Annotated in this window: 18 protein-coding genes; 11 read left to right on the plus strand and 7 right to left on the minus strand. The window is 52.0% G+C overall.

Features of this window, described 5'->3' with window-relative positions; genetic code table 11:
- Positions 1–22: 22 nt before the first annotated feature.
- Entirely contained in the window at positions 23–856 is an 834-nt protein-coding gene (glpG, locus tag B4923_RS12880) for a rhomboid family intramembrane serine protease GlpG (RefSeq protein WP_109054767.1), read from the minus strand.
- A 273-nt stretch (positions 857–1,129) separates the two neighbouring features.
- On the opposite strand from glpG, the gene rbsK reads away from it, so the two are divergent.
- Genes rbsK through B4923_RS12905 form a run of 5 tightly spaced genes read left to right on the plus strand, consistent with a single transcriptional unit; the run spans position 1,130 to position 6,376 of the window.
- Positions 1,130–2,341, plus strand: coding sequence for a ribokinase (gene rbsK, locus B4923_RS12885; protein ID WP_109054768.1), 1,212 nt, complete (start codon positions 1,130–1,132; stop codon positions 2,339–2,341).
- 50 nt (positions 2,342–2,391) lie between these two features.
- Complete coding sequence (locus B4923_RS12890; RefSeq protein ID WP_109054769.1) at positions 2,392–3,321, plus strand: dihydrodipicolinate synthase family protein; 930 nt, start codon at positions 2,392–2,394, stop codon at positions 3,319–3,321.
- A 43-nt stretch (positions 3,322–3,364) separates the two neighbouring features.
- The gene (locus tag B4923_RS12895; protein ID WP_109054770.1) at positions 3,365–4,312 is read left to right on the plus strand and encodes a tripartite tricarboxylate transporter substrate binding protein; all 948 of its coding nucleotides are present in this window, start codon (positions 3,365–3,367) and stop codon (positions 4,310–4,312) included.
- Between the two features lie 36 nt (positions 4,313–4,348).
- The gene (locus tag B4923_RS12900; RefSeq protein WP_109054771.1) at positions 4,349–4,852 is read left to right on the plus strand and encodes a tripartite tricarboxylate transporter TctB family protein; all 504 of its coding nucleotides are present in this window, start codon (positions 4,349–4,351) and stop codon (positions 4,850–4,852) included.
- A gap of 12 nt (positions 4,853–4,864) precedes the next feature.
- Positions 4,865–6,376 carry a tripartite tricarboxylate transporter permease gene (locus B4923_RS12905; protein WP_109054772.1) on the plus strand — a complete coding sequence of 504 codons (1,512 nt, stop codon included), beginning with the start codon at positions 4,865–4,867 and terminating at the stop codon, positions 6,374–6,376.
- A 34-nt stretch (positions 6,377–6,410) separates the two neighbouring features.
- Here the strand turns inward: B4923_RS12905 and glpE are convergent, their stop codons facing one another.
- From glpE to ulaG, 3 genes are all read right to left on the minus strand, one after another.
- Positions 6,411–6,737, minus strand: a complete 327-nt coding sequence (gene glpE / locus B4923_RS12910; RefSeq protein WP_109054773.1) for a thiosulfate sulfurtransferase GlpE — start codon at positions 6,735–6,737, stop codon at positions 6,411–6,413.
- A gap of 100 nt (positions 6,738–6,837) precedes the next feature.
- Positions 6,838–7,593, minus strand: coding sequence for an HTH-type transcriptional regulator UlaR (ulaR, locus tag B4923_RS12915; protein ID WP_109054774.1), 756 nt, complete (start codon positions 7,591–7,593; stop codon positions 6,838–6,840).
- A gap of 207 nt (positions 7,594–7,800) precedes the next feature.
- Complete coding sequence (gene ulaG, locus B4923_RS12920; RefSeq protein WP_109054775.1) at positions 7,801–8,865, minus strand: L-ascorbate 6-phosphate lactonase; 1,065 nt, start codon at positions 8,863–8,865, stop codon at positions 7,801–7,803.
- 428 nt (positions 8,866–9,293) lie between these two features.
- Between ulaG and ulaA the strand changes: the two genes are divergently transcribed.
- Genes ulaA through B4923_RS12950 form a run of 6 tightly spaced genes read left to right on the plus strand, consistent with a single transcriptional unit; the run spans position 9,294 to position 13,718 of the window.
- Complete coding sequence (ulaA, locus tag B4923_RS12925; protein WP_109054776.1) at positions 9,294–10,691, plus strand: PTS ascorbate-specific subunit IIBC; 1,398 nt, start codon at positions 9,294–9,296, stop codon at positions 10,689–10,691.
- A 16-nt stretch (positions 10,692–10,707) separates the two neighbouring features.
- Positions 10,708–11,016, plus strand: a complete 309-nt coding sequence (gene ulaB / locus B4923_RS12930; protein ID WP_109054777.1) for a PTS ascorbate transporter subunit IIB — start codon at positions 10,708–10,710, stop codon at positions 11,014–11,016.
- Between the two features lie 9 nt (positions 11,017–11,025).
- A complete protein-coding gene (gene ulaC, locus B4923_RS12935) occupies positions 11,026–11,493 on the plus strand; it encodes a PTS ascorbate transporter subunit IIA (protein ID WP_109054778.1) in 468 nt (155 codons plus the stop codon).
- A 15-nt stretch (positions 11,494–11,508) separates the two neighbouring features.
- Positions 11,509–12,162 carry a 3-keto-L-gulonate-6-phosphate decarboxylase UlaD gene (locus B4923_RS12940; protein WP_109054779.1) on the plus strand — a complete coding sequence of 218 codons (654 nt, stop codon included), beginning with the start codon at positions 11,509–11,511 and terminating at the stop codon, positions 12,160–12,162.
- Positions 12,163–12,171: 9 nt separating this feature from the next.
- The gene (locus B4923_RS12945) at positions 12,172–13,032 is read left to right on the plus strand and encodes an L-ribulose-5-phosphate 3-epimerase (RefSeq protein ID WP_109054780.1); all 861 of its coding nucleotides are present in this window, start codon (positions 12,172–12,174) and stop codon (positions 13,030–13,032) included.
- Positions 13,032–13,718: an L-ribulose-5-phosphate 4-epimerase gene (locus B4923_RS12950; protein ID WP_109054874.1), complete on the plus strand. Its 687-nt coding sequence runs from the start codon at positions 13,032–13,034 to the stop codon at positions 13,716–13,718. The genes B4923_RS12945 and B4923_RS12950 overlap by 1 nt, the downstream gene beginning before the upstream one ends.
- A 113-nt stretch (positions 13,719–13,831) precedes the next feature.
- On the opposite strand, the gene B4923_RS12955 is transcribed toward B4923_RS12950, so the two are convergent.
- From B4923_RS12955 to B4923_RS12965, 3 genes are all read right to left on the minus strand, one after another.
- Positions 13,832–14,734, minus strand: a complete 903-nt coding sequence (locus B4923_RS12955; RefSeq protein ID WP_109054781.1) for an amino acid ABC transporter substrate-binding protein — start codon at positions 14,732–14,734, stop codon at positions 13,832–13,834.
- A 13-nt stretch (positions 14,735–14,747) separates the two neighbouring features.
- Complete coding sequence (locus B4923_RS12960; protein ID WP_109054782.1) at positions 14,748–15,629, minus strand: amino acid ABC transporter substrate-binding protein; 882 nt, start codon at positions 15,627–15,629, stop codon at positions 14,748–14,750.
- Positions 15,630–15,738: 109 nt separating this feature from the next.
- Positions 15,739–17,961, minus strand: coding sequence for a bifunctional diguanylate cyclase/phosphodiesterase (locus tag B4923_RS12965; protein WP_109054783.1), 2,223 nt, complete (start codon positions 17,959–17,961; stop codon positions 15,739–15,741).
- Between the last annotated feature and the right edge of the window lie 536 nt (positions 17,962–18,497).

The raw sequence follows: 18,497 nt of genomic DNA on the forward strand, positions 1-18,497 counted from the left end.
TCATCCCCTAACATGTCCGGATTTACCGGGGGTTCGTTTTATTATAAGTATCCCAAAAGGCCATCAATAACCCGATTACCAACCCTGCGACATGAGCCGCGTTGGCTATCGACATACCTAAAATATCGAAATATCCGGCTATCAGCCACAGTAACGCAAACGCCATCAGGCTGCGCGGCATAGACAAATAGCCGCCGGGTTCTCTTTCTCCCCGCAACCAGACATAGCCCATCAGGGCATACACCACACCGGACAATCCGCCAAAGTAGATGCCGCTGAACCACGACTGCGCCCAACCGCTGACCAGCGAGGCCGCCAGGGTAATCACCAGTAACTTACGGGTGCCCAGCACCTTTTCGACCGGCCCCCCCAGATACCACCACCACATCAGATTGAACAAAATATGCAAGACGGAAAAATGCAACAAGACATGACTGAACCAACGCCACAGTTGCCACCCCTGCCCGGCGTCCGGGTATGCGAGCAGCGTCATCACTCGCTCGTAGCCCGAAATCTGCATCAGCGTAAAAACCACAACCGACATAATCATGATCGATAGCGTCAGCGGTCCCGCCTGTTGTTTGAGGGTTTGCAGATAAGAAAAACGCCGGTATTGAATGCCGGAACCGGTTGAGCCCGCCTGCCAGCTTGCCGCCTGATAGCGGGGATTAAGCGGGTCATGCAGGAAAACATCCAACGCCTGCTGCACCTGCGTCAGTTGAGTTTCATCTGCCAGCCACAGCTCGGCTTCTTGTCCCGTGGTACGCATTTCCAGACTGACGCTCTGCGTATGCATGTAATCCACAAAGGCCTGAGCCAGACGTGGGTTGGATAGCGCGATAACTCGAATTGCCATAGTTGATTTATCACAGTGTCGTGGACGGATTGCGCGTAAAAATATCACATATCCGCAAGGATGAGTGCGCGAGAATATGTTTTCACCACCATGGGGGTCATGCCGTTCATCCAAAACCCCGTTCAACATAACAACGCTAAATCATTTCACTCCCTTTTTGGTAACCAAATTACTTATTTTTGTTTACTTCCGTTTCGGCTTGTTTCCTATGACATCAGTCACTTTTTAATCAACGGGACTACTTTACTCTCTTGCCATAAACAGGGAGGAGTTATGTTTCTCGAAGAAAGGCGAAATCGGATCCTTACCTACCTGGACAGACACGGGCGGGCAAGCGTGGAATTTCTGGCTAAGGAATTTGCCGTGTCCAGAGAAACCATCCGCGGTGATTTGAATGCGCTGGCGCGCATGAACCTGATTCAACGCTGCCACGGTGGCGCAATCGTTACACGTCGCAGCTTACAGTCCGAACTCATCACGACAAGCGGTGAGAACTTTGAGGTTCTGCTTAAGCGGCTGGGAAAGCAACCCCGGCCGCCAGGCGTAACAAACAAAGGAAACAGGATGAACGGCAAGGTTTGTATTCTGGGATCGTTTAACGTCGATATTGTCGCCAAGGTGGCGCGTTTCCCTAAAGGAGGCGAATCGCTGATGGCGCAGGGCAGCACGCTGGGGCCGGGCGGAAAAGGCGCGAATCAGGCGATGGCAGCCAGCCGGGCAGGATCGCGCGTCCATTTTGTCTCCAAAGTAGGCAAGGATCAGTTCAGCCAGTTTGCCTATGACCACCTCGCGTCTTCAGAGATTCTTTCGTTTACGCTTTATCAGTCCGAAACGGAGCCGACAGGTAACGCCATCATCTATGTTTCGCAACAGAATGGCGAAAACATGATTGCCATTCATCCCGGCGCCAACCAAACGATTAATGAAGATGAAGTCGCCGCCATCACGCCGGAACTCGCCCACGCCGATGTACTGCTGCTCCAGTTGGAAAACAATTTTTCCGCCACGTTGAACGCAATGAAACTGGCTAACACATTAGGTAAAAAAGTCATTCTCAACCCCGCGCCCTATTCCAGCGACATTCTGCCTTATCTGGAATATCTCGATGTCATCACGCCAAATGAAACTGAAGCTTCGCTGCTGTCCGGAATCGATGTCCACGATCTGGACAGCGCGAAAATGGCGGCGCAGAAAATTGCCGATCTGGGCGCCAGGTGCGTGATTATTACCATGGGCGCGCGGGGAGCGTTGCTGCTTGAGGGCAAACAGTTCCAGCATATTCCGGCTTTTCCAGCTCTCAGTATTGATACTACCGGCGCGGGCGATGCGTTTAACGGCGCGTTAGCGGCCGCCATCGCCAACGGACAAAATCTGGTTCAGGCCGCGACCTACGCTTCCGCCTTCGCCTCTCTGGCCGTTGAACGTGAGGGCGCCGCGAATATGCCGGAGCACCGACAGGTCAAGGTCAGGATGTCACAACATTGACCGCTAACCAATAGAATTTACTCATAATTTCATTCCGTCAGGAGTAAACAATGAAAAATATCGACGGCATTGTCCCAGTCATGCTGACCCCGTTTACCGAAAATAACGACATTGATTATCCCGGTCTGGAAAAGCTTATCGACTGGTATCTCGCAAAAGGCGTCGATGCGCTGTTTGCCGTCTGCCAGTCAAGCGAGATGCTGTTCCTCAGCCTGCCGGAGCGCGTGGATCTGGCGCGTTTCGTAGTGGATAAAGTCGCAGGCCGCATCCCGGTGATTGCTTCCGGGCATATCAGCGACGGTCTGGACGATCAGATCCGCGAACTTACGGCAATGGCCGAAACCGGCATCGACGCGCTGGTGCTGGTGACCAATCATCTGGACCCGGAAAACCAGGGCAGCGACACATTTTACGCCACGCTGAACAGCCTGCTGGCCGCGTTGCCAGCGTCAATGCCTTTAGGTCTGTATGAGTGCCCGGCGCCCTATCGCCGTTTGCTGAGCGATGATGAACTGTGCTACTGCGCCAATACCGGCCGCTTTGTGGTGCTGAAAGATGTGAGTTGCGATCTGCCAACGGTAACACGCCGGGTCAAACTGGTTGCCGACACGCCGCTGAATATCATCAATGCCAACGCGGCGATTGCTTTTGATGCCATGAAAGCCGGCTCCAAAGGCTTCAGCGGCGTCTTCACCAATTTCCACCCTGAATTATATAGCTGGCTTTACCATCACCATAAAAGCCACTCCAAACTGGCTCAGGAACTGGCAACCTTTCTTTCGCTTGCAGCAGTGACAGAAACCCTGGGCTATCCCAAAAATGCAAAAATTTATCACCAACATCAGGGAACCTTCGGCAGCGCTTACTGCCGGGTCAATAAAGATGACGTGCTGGAGAAATATTGGGGATTGGCTGTGATCCTCGAGCAAATCCGTAGCGGCACAGAACATTACCAAAACAAAATAAATCTTATGAACTAATCCCCCCTTTCCCTCATACCTCTACGAGAAGGACACACCGATTATGAAACTCATTCGGTTAACGGCGTTAAGTACCCTCTTGCTCTCCTGCTCCGCCCTCGCGGCGTGGCCGGAAAAACCAATCACGATTATCGTCCCCTGGGGCGCAGGCGGGAATACCGACACGGTGGCGCGTCTGGTTGCCCAGGGTCTGCAAAAAGAATTTGGCGTGAACGTCAATGTGGTCAACCGCACCGGCGGTAGCGGCGTGGTCGGCCATGATGCGATTAACCGCGCCAAACCGGATGGCTACACATTGGGTATTGTGACGGTGGAAATCGCCATGATGCACCACCAGAAAATGACGAATCTCAGCTATCAGGATTACACCCCCATCAGCAGACTGGCGGTGATCTACGGCGGACTACAGGTTGCCAAGGATTCGCCTTATCAGGATGCCAACCAGTTAATCGATGCCATTAAGCAGCAGCCGGGTAAATTACGCGCGTCGGGCAGCGGTCTGAAATCCGTTTGGCACCTCAATACGTTGGGAATGCTGAAAAGCGCCAATCTGCCGGAAAATGCCGTCCGATATATTCCCTCACAGGGCGCCAGCGCCGCGCTGCAAGAGCTGGTTTCCGGAGGGGTTGATTTTGTGACCTCTTCACCCGGCGAAGCCAAGAGCATGGTAGATGCCGGTATGGTGCGCCATCTGGCCATCATGTCCAATCAGGCTTCCGAGCTCTATGCCAATATCCCCATTTTCAATCAGGCAACGCCGTATAACTGGTCGCTGACAACGTGGAACGTGCTGTCTGCTCCGAAAGACCTGCCTCCAGAGATCACCGACAAACTGACCGACGCGATGAAAAAGGTTTATGACTCCGGCGAACTACAAAAATTTGCGAACAATCAGGGTTTTGAAGTCAGCGCGTTGTACGGTGACGACCTTTATCAATTCATGAAGGAAGAAGACGCTCAGTTTGGAAGCCTACTTTCCGACGACAAATAAAACAGGCAGGCGCCATGAAAATGGCGCCTGAAAAACATGCCGAAGTTATCTTTATTACTCCCGCTGCTTTTCCTGCTGTTCGGCGCAAGCGTTGCCGCTTATGCCTTTATTCAACTCGGCGATGTGGCCGATTTCGGCGCAGGATTTATGCCGGCCATCCTCGGCTGCCTGCTCGTATTGCTATCCATTCTGGATCTGACAACCGTTCGGTTAACAAAACGTCGGGAGCGTTTTTCAACGTCGCTTATGGCGGACCAGACGCCCGCCATAAAAAAAGAACATCGCCAGCCTTCAGACGCCAAAAGGCATGAAATCACGAGCGTATGTCTGGTGGCGCTCACTGTCGTTTTCTATATTTATTTCGTTGAATTATTAGGATTTATTCTAACAACCAGCATCATTATGGCCAGCCTGCTCGCGCTCTTTCTGTCCAAACACAAAGTTATTGCTGTCGTGGCCGCCGTGGGGCTTTCAAGCGGCATTTACTATTTGTTTTCCAACATATTATTAGTGCCACTTCCCTCCGGCAGTATTTTTTAAGGACGTGTGACGATGGATATCCTGATTAACGCCAGTGAATACATTACCCTGAACGCCATCATCGCCATCTTCGCCGCTGGCCTGTTCGGTTTATTTGTCGGCGCGATACCCGGTCTGACCGCCACCATGGCCGTCGCCCTGCTGGTTCCTTTCACCTTTTTCATGGATCCTATTCCCGCGCTGGCCATGATGATCTCGGTTGGCGCATCCACCATCTACGCCGGAGATATACCCGGTGTGCTGCTGCGTATTCCGGGGACGCCCGCCTCTGCGGCGTATGTGGATGACAGCTATGCGCTGAGCCAACAGGGAAAAACCAACCACGTACTTGGACTCGGCCTGAGCACCTCGGTGATCGGCGGCATCATTGGCGCCATTGTGCTGACGTTCGCATCGCCGTTATTGGCCTCCTTCGCCCTGAAGTTCAGCTCGTTTGAATACACCTGGCTGGCGTTGCTCGGGCTCAGTTGTTCAACGTTGATTTCAGGCCAATATGTGGTCAAAAGCCTGATGGCGCTCCTGCTGGGACTGGTTTTAGCCACCATCGGCTATGATGAGTTCACCGGACAACCGCGTTTCACTTTCGGCAACGTCGCACTGTTGGAAGGGATCAGTTTTATTCCGGCCATGATAGGCATGTTCGCTATCGCCAACGCGATTGAATATTACGCCAGCCGCCACCGTGACAGCGTGCAACAAGCCAGCGCCGCGCCGCCGCCAGCGGAAAAATCATCATTCAATATCCTATCGGGAATAGGTCCTTCACTGAAAAAGAACCGGGTGGGTATTGTTCGCAGTAGCGCCATCGGCACGTTGATTGGCGTACTCCCCGGCGCGGGCGCCGATATTGCGGCATGGATCTCTTATGCGGTGGCGAAAAAGTTTTCCCGCCAGCCGGAAAAGTATGGCAAGGGTTCGGAAGAGGCCGTTATTAATGCCTCATCAAGCAATAACGCCAGCCTGGCGGGAAGCTATATCCCCACGCTGGTATTCGGCATCCCCGGTGATTCCGTGGCCGCGATTGTGATCGGCGTACTCTATATGAAAGATATGCAACCGGGGCCTTCCCTGTTTATCTTCCACCCGGAAAAACTCTACGCCATTTTCATGCTGTTCTTTATCGCCAACCTCGCGCTGCTGCCGCTGGCCATGATCGTGGTGAACTTCCTGAAGCGCCTGATCTCCGTGAATAAAGATATTGTGTATCCGGTGGTGATCGTATTCAGCATCGTCGGAGCGTTCGCGATGAACAACTCCATGGCATCCGTGGTGGTCATGCTGGTGATGGGGATTGTGGGTTATTTCTTGCAGAAATATCACTACCCGATTGCGCCAGTCATCCTGGGTATGGTGCTCGGGCCGATGTTTGAGAAAAGTCTGCTGTCTTCCTTGCTGAAGTCAGATGGCAATCTGATTGCCTTTGTGGAGCGTCCGATCTCCGCTTTCCTTGCCGTGCTGTTTCTGATTGTTGTCATCATGCAGGCCAAAAGCATCATTCAGGTATTCAAAAACAGCCGTGGATAAGCAGAGAAATAAATACAGGAAACGGCCTGCCTGTTCAGGCCTGACCCTGTTCAGCATCCTGCGGGTAACGGTTTTGCCAGGCTTCAAAGCCGCCGTCAATGCTGAATACCGACTCAAAGCCCAGACTGATAAGATACTGCGCCGCATTGCGGCTGCTGATCCCGTGATAGCACATCACCATCACCGGCGTTGCAAAATCGGCTTCGCGAACAAAATCTGACAGCGTTTCGTTAGTCAAATGTGTGGCGCCGGGTACGTGAGCAACGGCAAAACTCTGCTGATCGCGGATATCGACGACAATGCCCCCCTGTTGCCAACGGGAATAGGCTTTTTCTATATCAATCGCTTCAAATTGTTCCATCAGGCGTTACAACCACGTTAATCACAAGGATCATTATTGTAACCTGACAGGCGGCAGAGTAAACCAGACAAGTTGCGGGGCAATACCGAAAACCCGCTCATCACACCAATATCACGTCCACGCCCTGTTCACGCAGCTGCTCGATAATCTGTGCGTTAGCCTGCTGACCGGTAATCACCACGTCAATCTGCTCCACCCGGCTGAACAGCATCCCGGCGCGTTCGCCAATCTTGCTGCTGTCCACCACCACCGCCAGCTTACCGACATAACGCAACATCTTCTGCTCCGCCATCGCGGTCAGCATGTCCGTTTTATACAGGCCTTCCGCCGTCAGCCCCTTACCGCTGGTGAACATCCAGTGCCCGGCATACAGGCTGGCGTCGCCTTCCTGCGGCGCCAACGTGATGGATTGGCTTTTATTATATTGCCCGCCCATGATGACGACGCTGTCGTGCTCTTGTTCAATCAGGTAATTCGCCAATGGCAGGTAGTTGGTTATCACCTGCACGTCTTTGCCGCAGATCTCCTGCCCCAGTAAAAATGCGGTCGAGCCACAATTAATCACCACGCTTTCGCCAGGGCGGCACAGCTGTGCCGCCGCTTTGGCGATACGCATTTTCTCATCCAGATTCTGCGCCTGATAAATGTTGAGCGGGGTCCAGGTTGGCCGGGGGACATTCACCGCTTCAGCGCCATTGCGAACTTTCCGCAACTTACCTGACTCATCAAGTTTGTTGATATCGCGTCTTGCTGTGGCTGGAGAGACGTCAAAGTTCTTGATCAGATCGGCAACCGTCAGTTGCCCTTGTCGTTGCAGAAAATCAATGATGGCATTATGGCGCTGAGATTCAGTCATGCTTGCCCCGCTAAATGGATACTGAATACCGATTATAATGAGCACCTCCGGTAATTTGAATCATAACTTATCAAAAGTACGCACGGGATATCATCAATACATGACGATGGGTGCAAAAACAGATAAGGTCCGCGCCCGTTCAGGCCGGAAGAACCAGGGCGAGCCGATCATGTCCGAATGACAGAATGGCGTCCCGCCCTGATGTTTTTACAGGAAGGATTTAAACGGCAAATCCGGCTCCATGGTAAAACAATCCTCAAACCCGCGCGGATAGTGGTACTCCAGCTTGTCTTTATCCTGCGGCCAGGTGAACTTGCCGCCGACCTGCCAGATAAACGGTTTAAAACCATATTGCAGCCGATCTTTCTTCATCTCCCACAGCACCCGGATTTCCTGCGGATCGGCCTGAAAATTCGACCAGATATCATGGTGGAAAGGGATCACCACCTTGGTGTTCAACGCTTCAGCCATGCGCAATATATCGGCGCTGGTCATCTTATCGGTAATACCGCGCGGGTTCTCGCCGTAGGAGCCCAACGCCACATCAATCTGGTGTTCATTGCCATGCTTGGCGTAATAGTTGGAATAATGCGAATCGCCGCTGTGATAGAGATTACCGCCCGGCGTTTTGAACAAATAGTTCACCGCGCGCTTATCCATGCCGTCCGGCAAGACGCCCGCGGCCTTTTCCTCAACGGGCAGCGTAATCAATGCGGTACGATCAAACGCGTCCAGCGCATGAATTTCAACATCCTTGATAGTGATAACGTCGCCGGGTTTCACCACAATGCAGCGTTCACGCGGTACACCCCAGCCGATCCATATATTCACGCAGCTTTCCGGACCAATAAAGGGCACATTGCCGTCACAGTTTTTCAACACGGCCGCGGCCACATTCACATCAATATGGTCATTATGGTCATGCGTTGCCAGCACGGCGTCAATCTGACGAATGGCAAAGGGATCAAGGACAAACGGCGTGGTACGCAGATTGGGCTGCAATTTCTTCACCCCCGCCATACGCTGCATTTGGTGGCCGGATTTCATCAGCGGATTGGCATGGCTCTGTTTACCGGTCCCGCACCAGAAATCCACGCAGATATTCGCCCCTTCCTCAGATTTTAACCAGATACCGGTACAGCCCAGCCACCACATGGCGAATGAACCCGGTGCGACCTGTTCCTGTTCTATTTCTTCATTCAGCCAGGTCCCCCACTCCGGGAAGGTACTCAGAATCCATGACTCTCGGGTAATGCTCTCGACTTTACTCATAGTGTGAACCTCGTCATCGACATGTTGGTGCGTTATCAAATTTTGAAATCAAAATAAAATCACTAAATGACAATATATGATTTTATTGTGAGAAAATATCACCGTTTTATCGCGATGACAATCGTGACATTATCACGAAATTTCCCATGGCTCAGACAGCAACCCGGTGTCCCGTCTCCTTAAAATTATTTCAATAAATAAATAACTATATGAATATAAACAATAAAAATAAAAAACCAATTGATAATACGAGAATATTGACAAGCAAAAAAAGATAATTGCGAAGCTTCTCACAAATAATCAAAAAATGTCTTTTGGTGATTATTAGTGATTGGTAGAGTGAATGCGCCCTACAAAAAATGCCTGACCGCGCCAGCCTTTTCGGAAACGGCGCGTAACAGGATGACCAAAAGCCGAACGGAGTGCTTATGGAAACCCTCTATAATATCTTTACGATTTTCTTTAATCAGGTCATGACCAATGCCCCGCTGCTGCTGGGGATTGTGACGTTTCTCGGTTATTTACTGCTGCGTAAAAGCGCCACCGTCATCATTAAAGGCACCATCAAAACGATCATTGGTTTTATGCTGTTGCAGGCAGGTTCCGGAATTCTGACCAGCACTTTCAAACCGGTCGTCGCTAAAATGTCTGAAGTTTATGGCATCAGCGGCGCCATCTCAGATACCTATGCTTCCATGATGGCGACCATCGAACGGATGGGCGACGCCTATAGCTGGGTCGGCTATGCGGTATTGCTGGCGCTGGCGCTGAACATTGTTTACGTCCTGCTGCGCCGGATCACCGGCATCCGCACCATTATGCTCACCGGCCATATCATGTTCCAACAGGCTGGGCTGCTCGCCGTGTTCTTCTATATTCTCGGCTATCCGATGTGGACCACCATCATCTGTAGCGCCGTGCTGGTTTCCCTGTACTGGGGCATTACCGCAAACATGATGTACAAACCGACGCAGGCGGTAACGGACGGCTGCGGTTTCTCCATCGGACACCAGCAGCAGTTCGCCTCCTGGATTGCCTATAAGCTCGCGCCCTATCTGGGAAAAAAAGAAGAGAGCGTGGAAAATCTGAAACTTCCGGGCTGGCTGAATATCTTCCATGACAACATTGTCTCCACCGCGATTGTCATGACGGTATTCTTCGGCGCGATCCTGCTTTCTTTCGGTCTGGACATCGTGCAGCAAATGGCAGGGAAAACCCACTGGAGCATTTATATCCTGCAAACCGGCTTTCAGTTTGCCGTCGCCATTTTCATCATCGTACAAGGCGTGCGGATGTTCGTTGCCGAACTTTCTGAAGCCTTTAACGGCATATCCCAACGATTGATCCCCGGTGCGGTATTGGCTATCGACTGTGCGGCAATCTACAGCTTTGCCCCCAATGCCGTGGTCTGGGGGTTCATGTGGGGCACCATCGGTCAGTTGATCGCCATCGGCATCCTGATCGGTATCGGCTCCCCCATCATGATCATTCCCGGCTTCATTCCAATGTTCTTCTCTAACGCCACCATCGGCGTATTCGCCAACCATTTCGGCGGCTGGCGCGCGGCGACGAAAATTTGTCTGGTCATGGGCATGATCGAAATCTTCGGCTGTGTCTGGGCGGTAAAATTGACCGGGCTGAGCGCCTGGATGGGCATGGCGGACTGGTCGATTCTGGCGCCGCCGTTAATGCAGGGGCTGACATTTGGTCTGTGGTTCATGAGCGTCGTCATCGTCATTGCGCTGATTTACATGGTCTTTGCCAGCCGGACATTGCGCGCGGAAGAAGATGCGGAAAAGAAACTCACTGAAACTCACGTGAACTGATTCTGGAGAAACCATCATGACGGTACGAATTCTGGCGGTATGCGGCTGCGGACAAGGCAGCTCCATGATCATGAAAATGAAAGTCGGCCAATTTCTGACCGAACAGGGAATCGATCATAGCCTGAATAGCTGTGCGGTCGGTGAATACAAGGCTGAGCTGAGCGGCGCGGACATCATCATTGCCTCTACTCACGTTGCCGATGAGATCACCGTCAGCGGCAATAAATATGTCGTCGGCGTACGCAATATGCTTTCCGCGGCTGACTTCGGCCCAAAACTGCTGGACGTCATCAAAGCGCATTTTCCGGCGGACTTAAAGCAATAGGGAGCGACGATGAAACTACGTGATTCATTGGCGGAAAATCGTTCCATCCGCTTGCAGGCCGAAGCCAGTACCTGGCAGGAAGCGGTAAAAATCGGGGTTGATCTGCTGGTCGCGGCCGATGTCGTCGAGCCGCGCTACTACCAGGCCATTCTGGACGGCGTAAAACAATTCGGCCCTTATTTCGTTATCGCGCCCGGACTCGCCATGCCTCATGGCCGCCCGGAAGAGGGCGTCAAAAAAACCGGCTTTGCCTTGGTCACCTTGAAAACGCCGCTGATCTTCAATCATGAAGACAACGACCCGGTGGACATACTGATCACCATGGCGGCCGTTGATGCCACCACCCATCAGGAAGTGGGCATCATGCAAATCGTCAATCTGTTTGAAGATGAAGCCAATTTTGACCGCCTGCGCGCCTGCCGCACCGAGCAGGATGTATTGAATCTGATTGACCAGACCGCCGCGGCGGCATGCTGATTGAGGAGTTTACTGATGTCTCATTTACCGATGTTACAAGTTGCGCTGGATAACCAGACGCTGGCTGATGCCTATCAGACCACCCGATTGATTGCCGAAGAAGTGGACATTATTGAAGTCGGCACCATCCTGTGCGTTGGCGAAGGGGTTCGCGCCGTGCGCGATCTGAAATCCCTTTATCCGCACAAGATTGTGCTGGCGGATGCAAAAATTGCCGACGCCGGAAAAATTCTGTCGCGCATGTGTTTTGAAGCCAATGCAGACTGGGTCACCGTCATTTGCTGTGCGGATATTAACACTGCCGCCGGCGCACTGGCGGTCGCACGCGAATTCAACGGCGATGTTCAAATTGAATTGACTGGCTTCTGGACATGGGAACAAGCACAGGCCTGGCGTGATATCGGCGTCCAGCAGGTGGTGTATCACCGTAGCCGGGATGCGCAAGCCGCGGGAATTGCCTGGAGCGAGGCCGACATTATCGCCATTAAACGTCTGGCGGATATGGGCTTCAAAGTGACCGTAACGGGTGGGTTGGCGCTGGCAGATTTGCCTTTATTCAAAGGTATTCCTATCCATGTGTTTATCGCCGGCCGCAGTATTCGCGATGCCGCGGACCCGGTAGCAGCAGCGCGTGAATTCAAACACAGTATCGCCCAGCTTTGGGGTTAAGGTGATCTCATGCTCACGAAAACCGTTCCGCTCGGTATTTATGAAAAAGCACTGCCGCCGGGTGAAAACTGGCTGGCGCGTCTGCAACTGGCGAAAACGCTGGGTTTTGACTTTGTTGAAATGTCAGTAGACGAAAGCGATGGCCGACTGGCGCGTCTTGACTGGAGCCGTGAGCAACGCCTGGAACTGGTGAACGCGATTGCCATCAGCGGCGTCCGGGTTCCGTCGATGTGTCTGAGCGCCCATCGGCGTTTCCCACTGGGTTCGGAAGATGACGACACCCGCAATCAGGGGCTGGAAATCATGTTCAAGGCGATCCGTCTTGCACAGGATGTCGGCATTCGCGTCATTCAGCTCGCCGGTTACGATGTTTACTACCAGAAAGCGAACGACCTCACCCGGGAACGTTTTCGCCACGGTCTGCAACTGGCCGTGGAAATGGCCAGCCGAGCGCAGGTCACGCTAGCGATGGAAATCATGGACTACCCGTTAATGAACTCCATCAGTAAAGCATTGGGCTATGCCAACTACCTCAATAATCCGTGGTTCCAGCTTTACCCGGATATCGGCAATCTTTCCGCCTGGGATAACGACGTACAAATGGAGTTGAGAGCGGGGAAAGGCCATATCGTGGCGGTGCATGTTAAAGATACCCGCCCCGGCGTCTTTAAAAATGTGCCGTTCGGCACCGGCGTGGTTGATTTCGCACGCTGTTTTACCACGCTCAAGGAAAGCGGCTACTGCGGCCCCTATCTGATCGAAATGTGGAGTGAAACGTCACCCGACCCGGTCAAAGAAGTCACCGCCGCACGCGACTGGGTTAAACAGCAGATGGCCCAGGCCGGTTTGCTGGTGGAGGAAGTCACATGATACAACAGCTAAAACAGCAGGTTTTTGATGCGAATATGGCGCTGCCGCGCCACGGTCTGGTGACTTATACCTGGGGCAACGTCAGCGCCATCGACCGGCAGCGCCAGGTCATCGTCATCAAGCCCAGCGGCGTCGCCTACGAGGTTATGCGCCCGGACGATATGGTGGTGGTTGATATGCGGGGAGCGGTGGTGGAAGGCGACTACCGCCCCTCTTCCGATACCGCCACCCATCTGGAACTGTATCGCCGCTATCCGCAAATAGGCGGGATCGTTCATACTCATTCCACCCATGCGACCGCCTGGGCGCAGGCCGGGCTGGCGATCCCCGCGCTGGGTACGACCCATGCCGATTATTTTTATGGTGATATCCCCTGTACCCGACCGCTAACGCCACAGGAAGTGGAAGCAGACTATGAGCAAAATACCGGCGTAGTGATTGCCCAAACGCTCGGCGACGGCAATCCGTTACATACACCGGGGATCATCGTTTATCAGCATGGGCCTTTCTGCTGGGGCAAGGATGCCGACGAAGCGGTCCACAATACGGTGGTAATGGAGGAAGTGGCGAAAATGGCCTGGATAGCCTGTTCGATTAATCCGCACCTGCATCCGATTGACGATTATCTGATGAATAAGCACTTCAGCCGCAAACACGGTCCCAATGCTTATTACGGGCAACGGTGAAATCATGCCGGCCGTTGAATTCGGCGGACGGCAATCCTGGGATCTCAGGGAAAAAGATTGATGAGTTTGACGGTGAACGATGATTTACCATTCACCTGATCCCACGATAGCGTTTATTCGGCGGTAATGGTAAGCGCCTTCAGGCTATCACTCATCGGCCATTGTAAATTGATATCCTTGCCGGGTATCGGCTGAGTAAACCAGCGTGAATAGATACTGTTCATTTCGGCACTGCGATAAATATTGCGCAGCGCCGTATTAACGGCCTCTCTGAAATCGTCATCATTGAGGCGCACCATAAAACCATAGGGCATCTGTTCACTCACCGGCTCGGAAGAGATCGTATAATCCTGCGGATTGGGGGATGCGGCAATCATGGTATAGAGCAGAATATCATCCATAGCAAAAGCGGACACTTTTTCCTGACCGACCAAATCGAACGCCTTCTGGAGCGTATCAACCGCGACAATGGACAAATTCAGCATTTTTTCCCGGTTAACCTGGGTGATCTGGCTGACGTTCACCGTACCCAATGCGACGCTAACGCTCCTTCCACGCAGATCGGTCAGCGTGCGCAGGTTATTTTTAGCCAGAGCGACATAATAAGTGGTAACGAAAAAGTGGCTGTGGGTAAACGCAACGCTACGGCGACGTTCGGCATTATTGGTACTCGCCACGCATTCAATATCAATGGCCCCGCTATTAAGTAACTGCACACGGTTGCTCGGCGTGCGAAACACATATTCTATATTAAGCCGCTTCAGCCCAAGCTGCGCCTGTAGCGCTTGCGCTACCCGCTCACACAGATCGATGGAATAACCTATGATGCGTCCGTCAGGGCCGACATAGGAAAAAGGCGGTGTAATACCGTAACCGATGCGCAGAGTTTCCGTTTGCCGAATTCGTTCCAGCGTTGAAATAGACAGTTCGGCACGCGCCAGGCTGCTTTCCGCGATAGCTAACAGCAGTAGCAGAGAAAGAAAAGTACGGTATAAGCGTTTACCACGTTCACGCATACATCATTCTCCTTTAGTCTAAATACTCTTTCGGATCGGCAAAAAGTGACTTAAGGTGCGGAGGCATAGGAAAATTCAGGTTTATTCCGTCTGGCGGGACGGGAGCAAGGAACCATTTGGCATAAATGTCATCAATTTCGCCATCGGTGAAAATAGTGCGCAGTTCCGCGTTCACCACGCGTTTGAAGGCCAGATCGCCCGGCCGAATCAGAATACCATAGGGCTCAGACCGGCTTAATGCATCTTCTGAAATCACAAAATCCGCCGGGCTGGGGGAAGAAGCGATCAGCCCGGCCAGCAGAATATCATCCATCACAAAAGCCGAGGCTTTGCCGTTCGCAACCTGCGCGAACGCTTCCTCATTGGTTTTTTTCAACATAATGGAAATATTGAGTCTCAGACGGTGATTCAAGGCAATCAGTTGCCCGACGTTAATCGTTCCGGTCGCTGCCGACACGCTGCGCCCGGCCAAATCGCCGATATGGTTAATCCCTGAGTTTGTCTTCGCCACAAAACGCGTGGCCGTTACGAAATGAGGAAAAGTAAACTCGGCCATCTTGCGCCGTTCGGCGCTGTTGGTCGTCGCTGCGCATTCAAGATCGATCCCCCCGTTTCTGATGAGAAGAAAACGCGTGGCGGTCGTCACCGGAACAAACACGATATGAATCTCATTCAGCTTCAGATACGTTTTGATCCCCTCAACAATTCGCAAACAGAGATCGACCGAGTAACCCGTCGCGTTGCCGTTCACCACATAAGAAAAAGGGAGCTCATCGGTACGGTGCCCGAGCTTTATCGTTTTGGTTGCCGCAATGTTTGTCAGAGTGCTCTCACTGCCTGGCGGACTCACCGCCCCAGCCAACTGCCAGGGAAGCAGACAAACGATCGCAATCATCGCGCCCAGCCTGACAAAAGTGCGCCAATTGCGATACCAAATCACGACAACACAGAAAAACCTCGTTCTTTGTCTCTGCATATCATCCCTGCCTTCACTAACCAATGATTCAGATCTGAATGGGTCGAAAGTGGTTCCGCGCCACGCTGGTGATTGGCTCGGTATTCCCCAAAAGCGCCCCTTGCATATATTGGCACCCGGCGCTGATTAACCATTGCCGCTGCTGGTCGGTTTCCACCCCTTCCGCCGCAGCTTCCATCCCTAAGCACTGCACCAGCCCGATAATCGTACTGACGATAATCTGGTTCGCTTCACGCTCTGCCAGACCTGCTATCAACCCTCGTCCCAGCTTCACTCTGGTGAAAGGAAAATCAGTCAGGCAATCAAGCGAGGCGTAGCCCGTTCCCAGATCATCCAGCGCGATGCCGATCCCCAGCCCGCGGATCGCCTGTAGCACCGGCAGAGCAACCTCACGATCCAGCATGACGGATTCCGTCACCTCAATTTCCAGACAGGAAGGCGGCAGGCCGCTTTCTGCCAATGCGCAGGCCAGGATCTCCACCAGTCCGGAGCGGTTAAGCTGAACAACCGATATGTTCACCGATACAAACCGACCATCCATATGCGACGCGGCGTCGGCGCAGGCCCGTCGGATAATCCATTCACCCAGCTTGACGATCAGCCCGGATTTTTCCGCCAGCTCAATAAACGCATCGGGCAACAATAACCCATGTTCGGGATGACGCCACCGAATCAATGCTTCATAGCCGACGATTGTTCGATCGGCGCGACACAATGGCTGGTAATAAAGCTCAAACTCATCGCGTTCAATCCCACCCTCGATATCCCAGTCATGGCGATTATGACGCGAATTCGACATAGTCATGCCAAATTCAAAAAAATGGTAATTACCTCGCCCGGTATTTTTAGAGGTATACAGCGCGAGATCGGCGCACTCCATCAGGACACGGGCCGTATCGCCATACAAAGGGGCGCAGGCAATACCGATACTTATGCCGACATGCATTTCGTTGCCGTCGTAATAAAAAGGCGAAACAATCTCTCTGATAATCTGTTCGGCCAGCAGGTGTCCCTCCAGCACCTGTCTACGCCGCACCATTTGGATCACGGCAAATTCATCTCCTCCCAGTCTGGCGATAAAATCATCGCTTCCAAGCAGCACGGTGATGCGTGAGCTAACGTTGATCAACAGTTCATCGCCAGCGGCATGGCCGAACGTATCATTGACGGCCTTAAAACGATCGAGATCGAGCAGCAGCAGGTTAAAATGCACGCCCTTCGACATCAGTTTCGCAATAGCCGTATCAAGCGCCAGACTGAAAAAGGTGCGGTTTGGCAAACCGGTCAGGGAATCATGGTGCGCCATATATTCCATTTTCTGCGCCGTTTCTTTCACCTGTTGCAGATATTCCCGTTCAACCACGGCCTGCCTCAGCTTCTCGATCGCCGCCGCCAGACGGCCGATTTCATCATTTCTCTCCAGAAAGGGCGTGATATTGCCCGTGTCATCTTGCGCAATGCGGGTCACCGCCTGGATAAGCACAGGTACTGAATAAAAAAACTGTTTCACGGGGAGCATGATGATAAAACCCGTGACGATCAATATCGCCAGCAGGGCAAATAGAGAATGGCGCAATAGCGTATTGTGGATTTTATAGAGATCCGGTTTCCCGCCGATGCTGCTCACAATCGCGCCAAGGATGTTGCCGGAGGGCGTAAATACCGGAAGAATGCTGGCAAAATACACCTGCTGTTCAATGCGGATAAAACCGGAGAATGCGTTTCCCAGCGCCTCGGGCGTTATGGCTTTCCCCGCTTCGGATTCGAGCATACTGCCGCCGGCAACGCCGTCCGCATTCGTTATGCTGATAAATCCTTCTTGTTCCGTATAGCGGAAAAGCCAGACATCATTACGCGTTTGGGTCGCCGCCATCGCCAACACATCGGCAGGATTGAACCCCGTCTCAAGGATGTATTCATCATCGCCTAAAAAACGATCGGTTACGATTCTGACAACCTGACCCGACTCGTTCACATTCACAGTAATCGACGTATAAATACTGCGAATAATATAACTGGTAATATGGGCGTTCATTTCCGCCTGGCGTCGCCATTGTTCCTGCGAGCTTCTGTCTACGATCATCCAGCCCGCTGCGGCGCCGATGACATAAGAAAAAACAATGCCGACAACAATAAATAATGTGACTTTTCCCAGAATTGAGCCATACCCAAACCGCAGGCCCCGCGCTGATGACTCGCCATCATTCGGTATGTCTCTATTTACTGCCTTATTTAATTGGATTCGTGGCATGATCAGTCAAAACTCTTATATTGGTTATATCCGCCCCGGAAAATAAAAATAATTAAATATTTTCAACCAATTACAGATTTTTCATTATAGGCAATAGTTATCCACGAGTTATATTAAATAACGGGTTTTGGCCGATAGGAATCATTATCAAAGATCGTTAAAAAACGGCTAACGCGCCTGATCACAATAAACTCAGCATATTATAAATATATAGACGCCTGCATTTGTTATACCATTAAAAATTAAGTTAACAATGGTTTATTCAAAAATAGTTTATCCTTATATACCCAATAAATTTCAAGCGTCAGGACAAAACGTTGTCATTTTGAACAACGCAACGCGTTGGCTCTTTACGGGCGAAACCCAAAAACAGGTCGAGTAACACGGCCAGCGTACCTGCAAGCTTGCAAGACGACGGGTATGACACGCTCCCTTCTTTTATCGATAGCCAACGTCAAATTGTTATCTTCATCACGCATAAATGTTTTTATTTGGTTAACTATTGGCTGCATTGTTTGTTTTCGATTACTATAATG

Origin of the sequence: Brenneria roseae subsp. americana (assembly GCF_003115815.1) — a bacterium.
Lineage (GTDB): Bacteria > Pseudomonadota > Gammaproteobacteria > Enterobacterales > Enterobacteriaceae > Brenneria > Brenneria roseae.

Excerpts from the sequence above, each read along its gene's own strand:
- glpG (WP_109054767.1), bottom strand. The coding sequence starts at position 856 with ATGGCAATTCGAGTTATCGCGCTATCCAACCCACGTCTGGCTCAGGCC.
- rbsK (WP_109054768.1), top strand. The coding sequence starts at position 1,130 with ATGTTTCTCGAAGAAAGGCGAAATCGGATCCTTACCTACCTGGACAGA.
- B4923_RS12890 (WP_109054769.1), top strand. The coding sequence starts at position 2,392 with ATGAAAAATATCGACGGCATTGTCCCAGTCATGCTGACCCCGTTTACC.
- B4923_RS12895 (WP_109054770.1), top strand. The coding sequence starts at position 3,365 with ATGAAACTCATTCGGTTAACGGCGTTAAGTACCCTCTTGCTCTCCTGC.
- B4923_RS12900 (WP_109054771.1), top strand. The coding sequence starts at position 4,349 with ATGCCGAAGTTATCTTTATTACTCCCGCTGCTTTTCCTGCTGTTCGGC.
- B4923_RS12905 (WP_109054772.1), top strand. The coding sequence starts at position 4,865 with ATGGATATCCTGATTAACGCCAGTGAATACATTACCCTGAACGCCATC.
- glpE (WP_109054773.1), bottom strand. The coding sequence starts at position 6,737 with ATGGAACAATTTGAAGCGATTGATATAGAAAAAGCCTATTCCCGTTGG.
- ulaR (WP_109054774.1), bottom strand. The coding sequence starts at position 7,593 with ATGACTGAATCTCAGCGCCATAATGCCATCATTGATTTTCTGCAACGA.
- ulaG (WP_109054775.1), bottom strand. The coding sequence starts at position 8,865 with ATGAGTAAAGTCGAGAGCATTACCCGAGAGTCATGGATTCTGAGTACC.
- ulaA (WP_109054776.1), top strand. The coding sequence starts at position 9,294 with ATGGAAACCCTCTATAATATCTTTACGATTTTCTTTAATCAGGTCATG.
- ulaB (WP_109054777.1), top strand. The coding sequence starts at position 10,708 with ATGACGGTACGAATTCTGGCGGTATGCGGCTGCGGACAAGGCAGCTCC.
- ulaC (WP_109054778.1), top strand. The coding sequence starts at position 11,026 with ATGAAACTACGTGATTCATTGGCGGAAAATCGTTCCATCCGCTTGCAG.
- B4923_RS12940 (WP_109054779.1), top strand. The coding sequence starts at position 11,509 with ATGTCTCATTTACCGATGTTACAAGTTGCGCTGGATAACCAGACGCTG.
- B4923_RS12945 (WP_109054780.1), top strand. The coding sequence starts at position 12,172 with ATGCTCACGAAAACCGTTCCGCTCGGTATTTATGAAAAAGCACTGCCG.
- B4923_RS12955 (WP_109054781.1), bottom strand. The coding sequence starts at position 14,734 with ATGCGTGAACGTGGTAAACGCTTATACCGTACTTTTCTTTCTCTGCTA.
- B4923_RS12960 (WP_109054782.1), bottom strand. The coding sequence starts at position 15,629 with ATGATTGCGATCGTTTGTCTGCTTCCCTGGCAGTTGGCTGGGGCGGTG.
- B4923_RS12965 (WP_109054783.1), bottom strand. The coding sequence starts at position 17,961 with ATGCCACGAATCCAATTAAATAAGGCAGTAAATAGAGACATACCGAAT.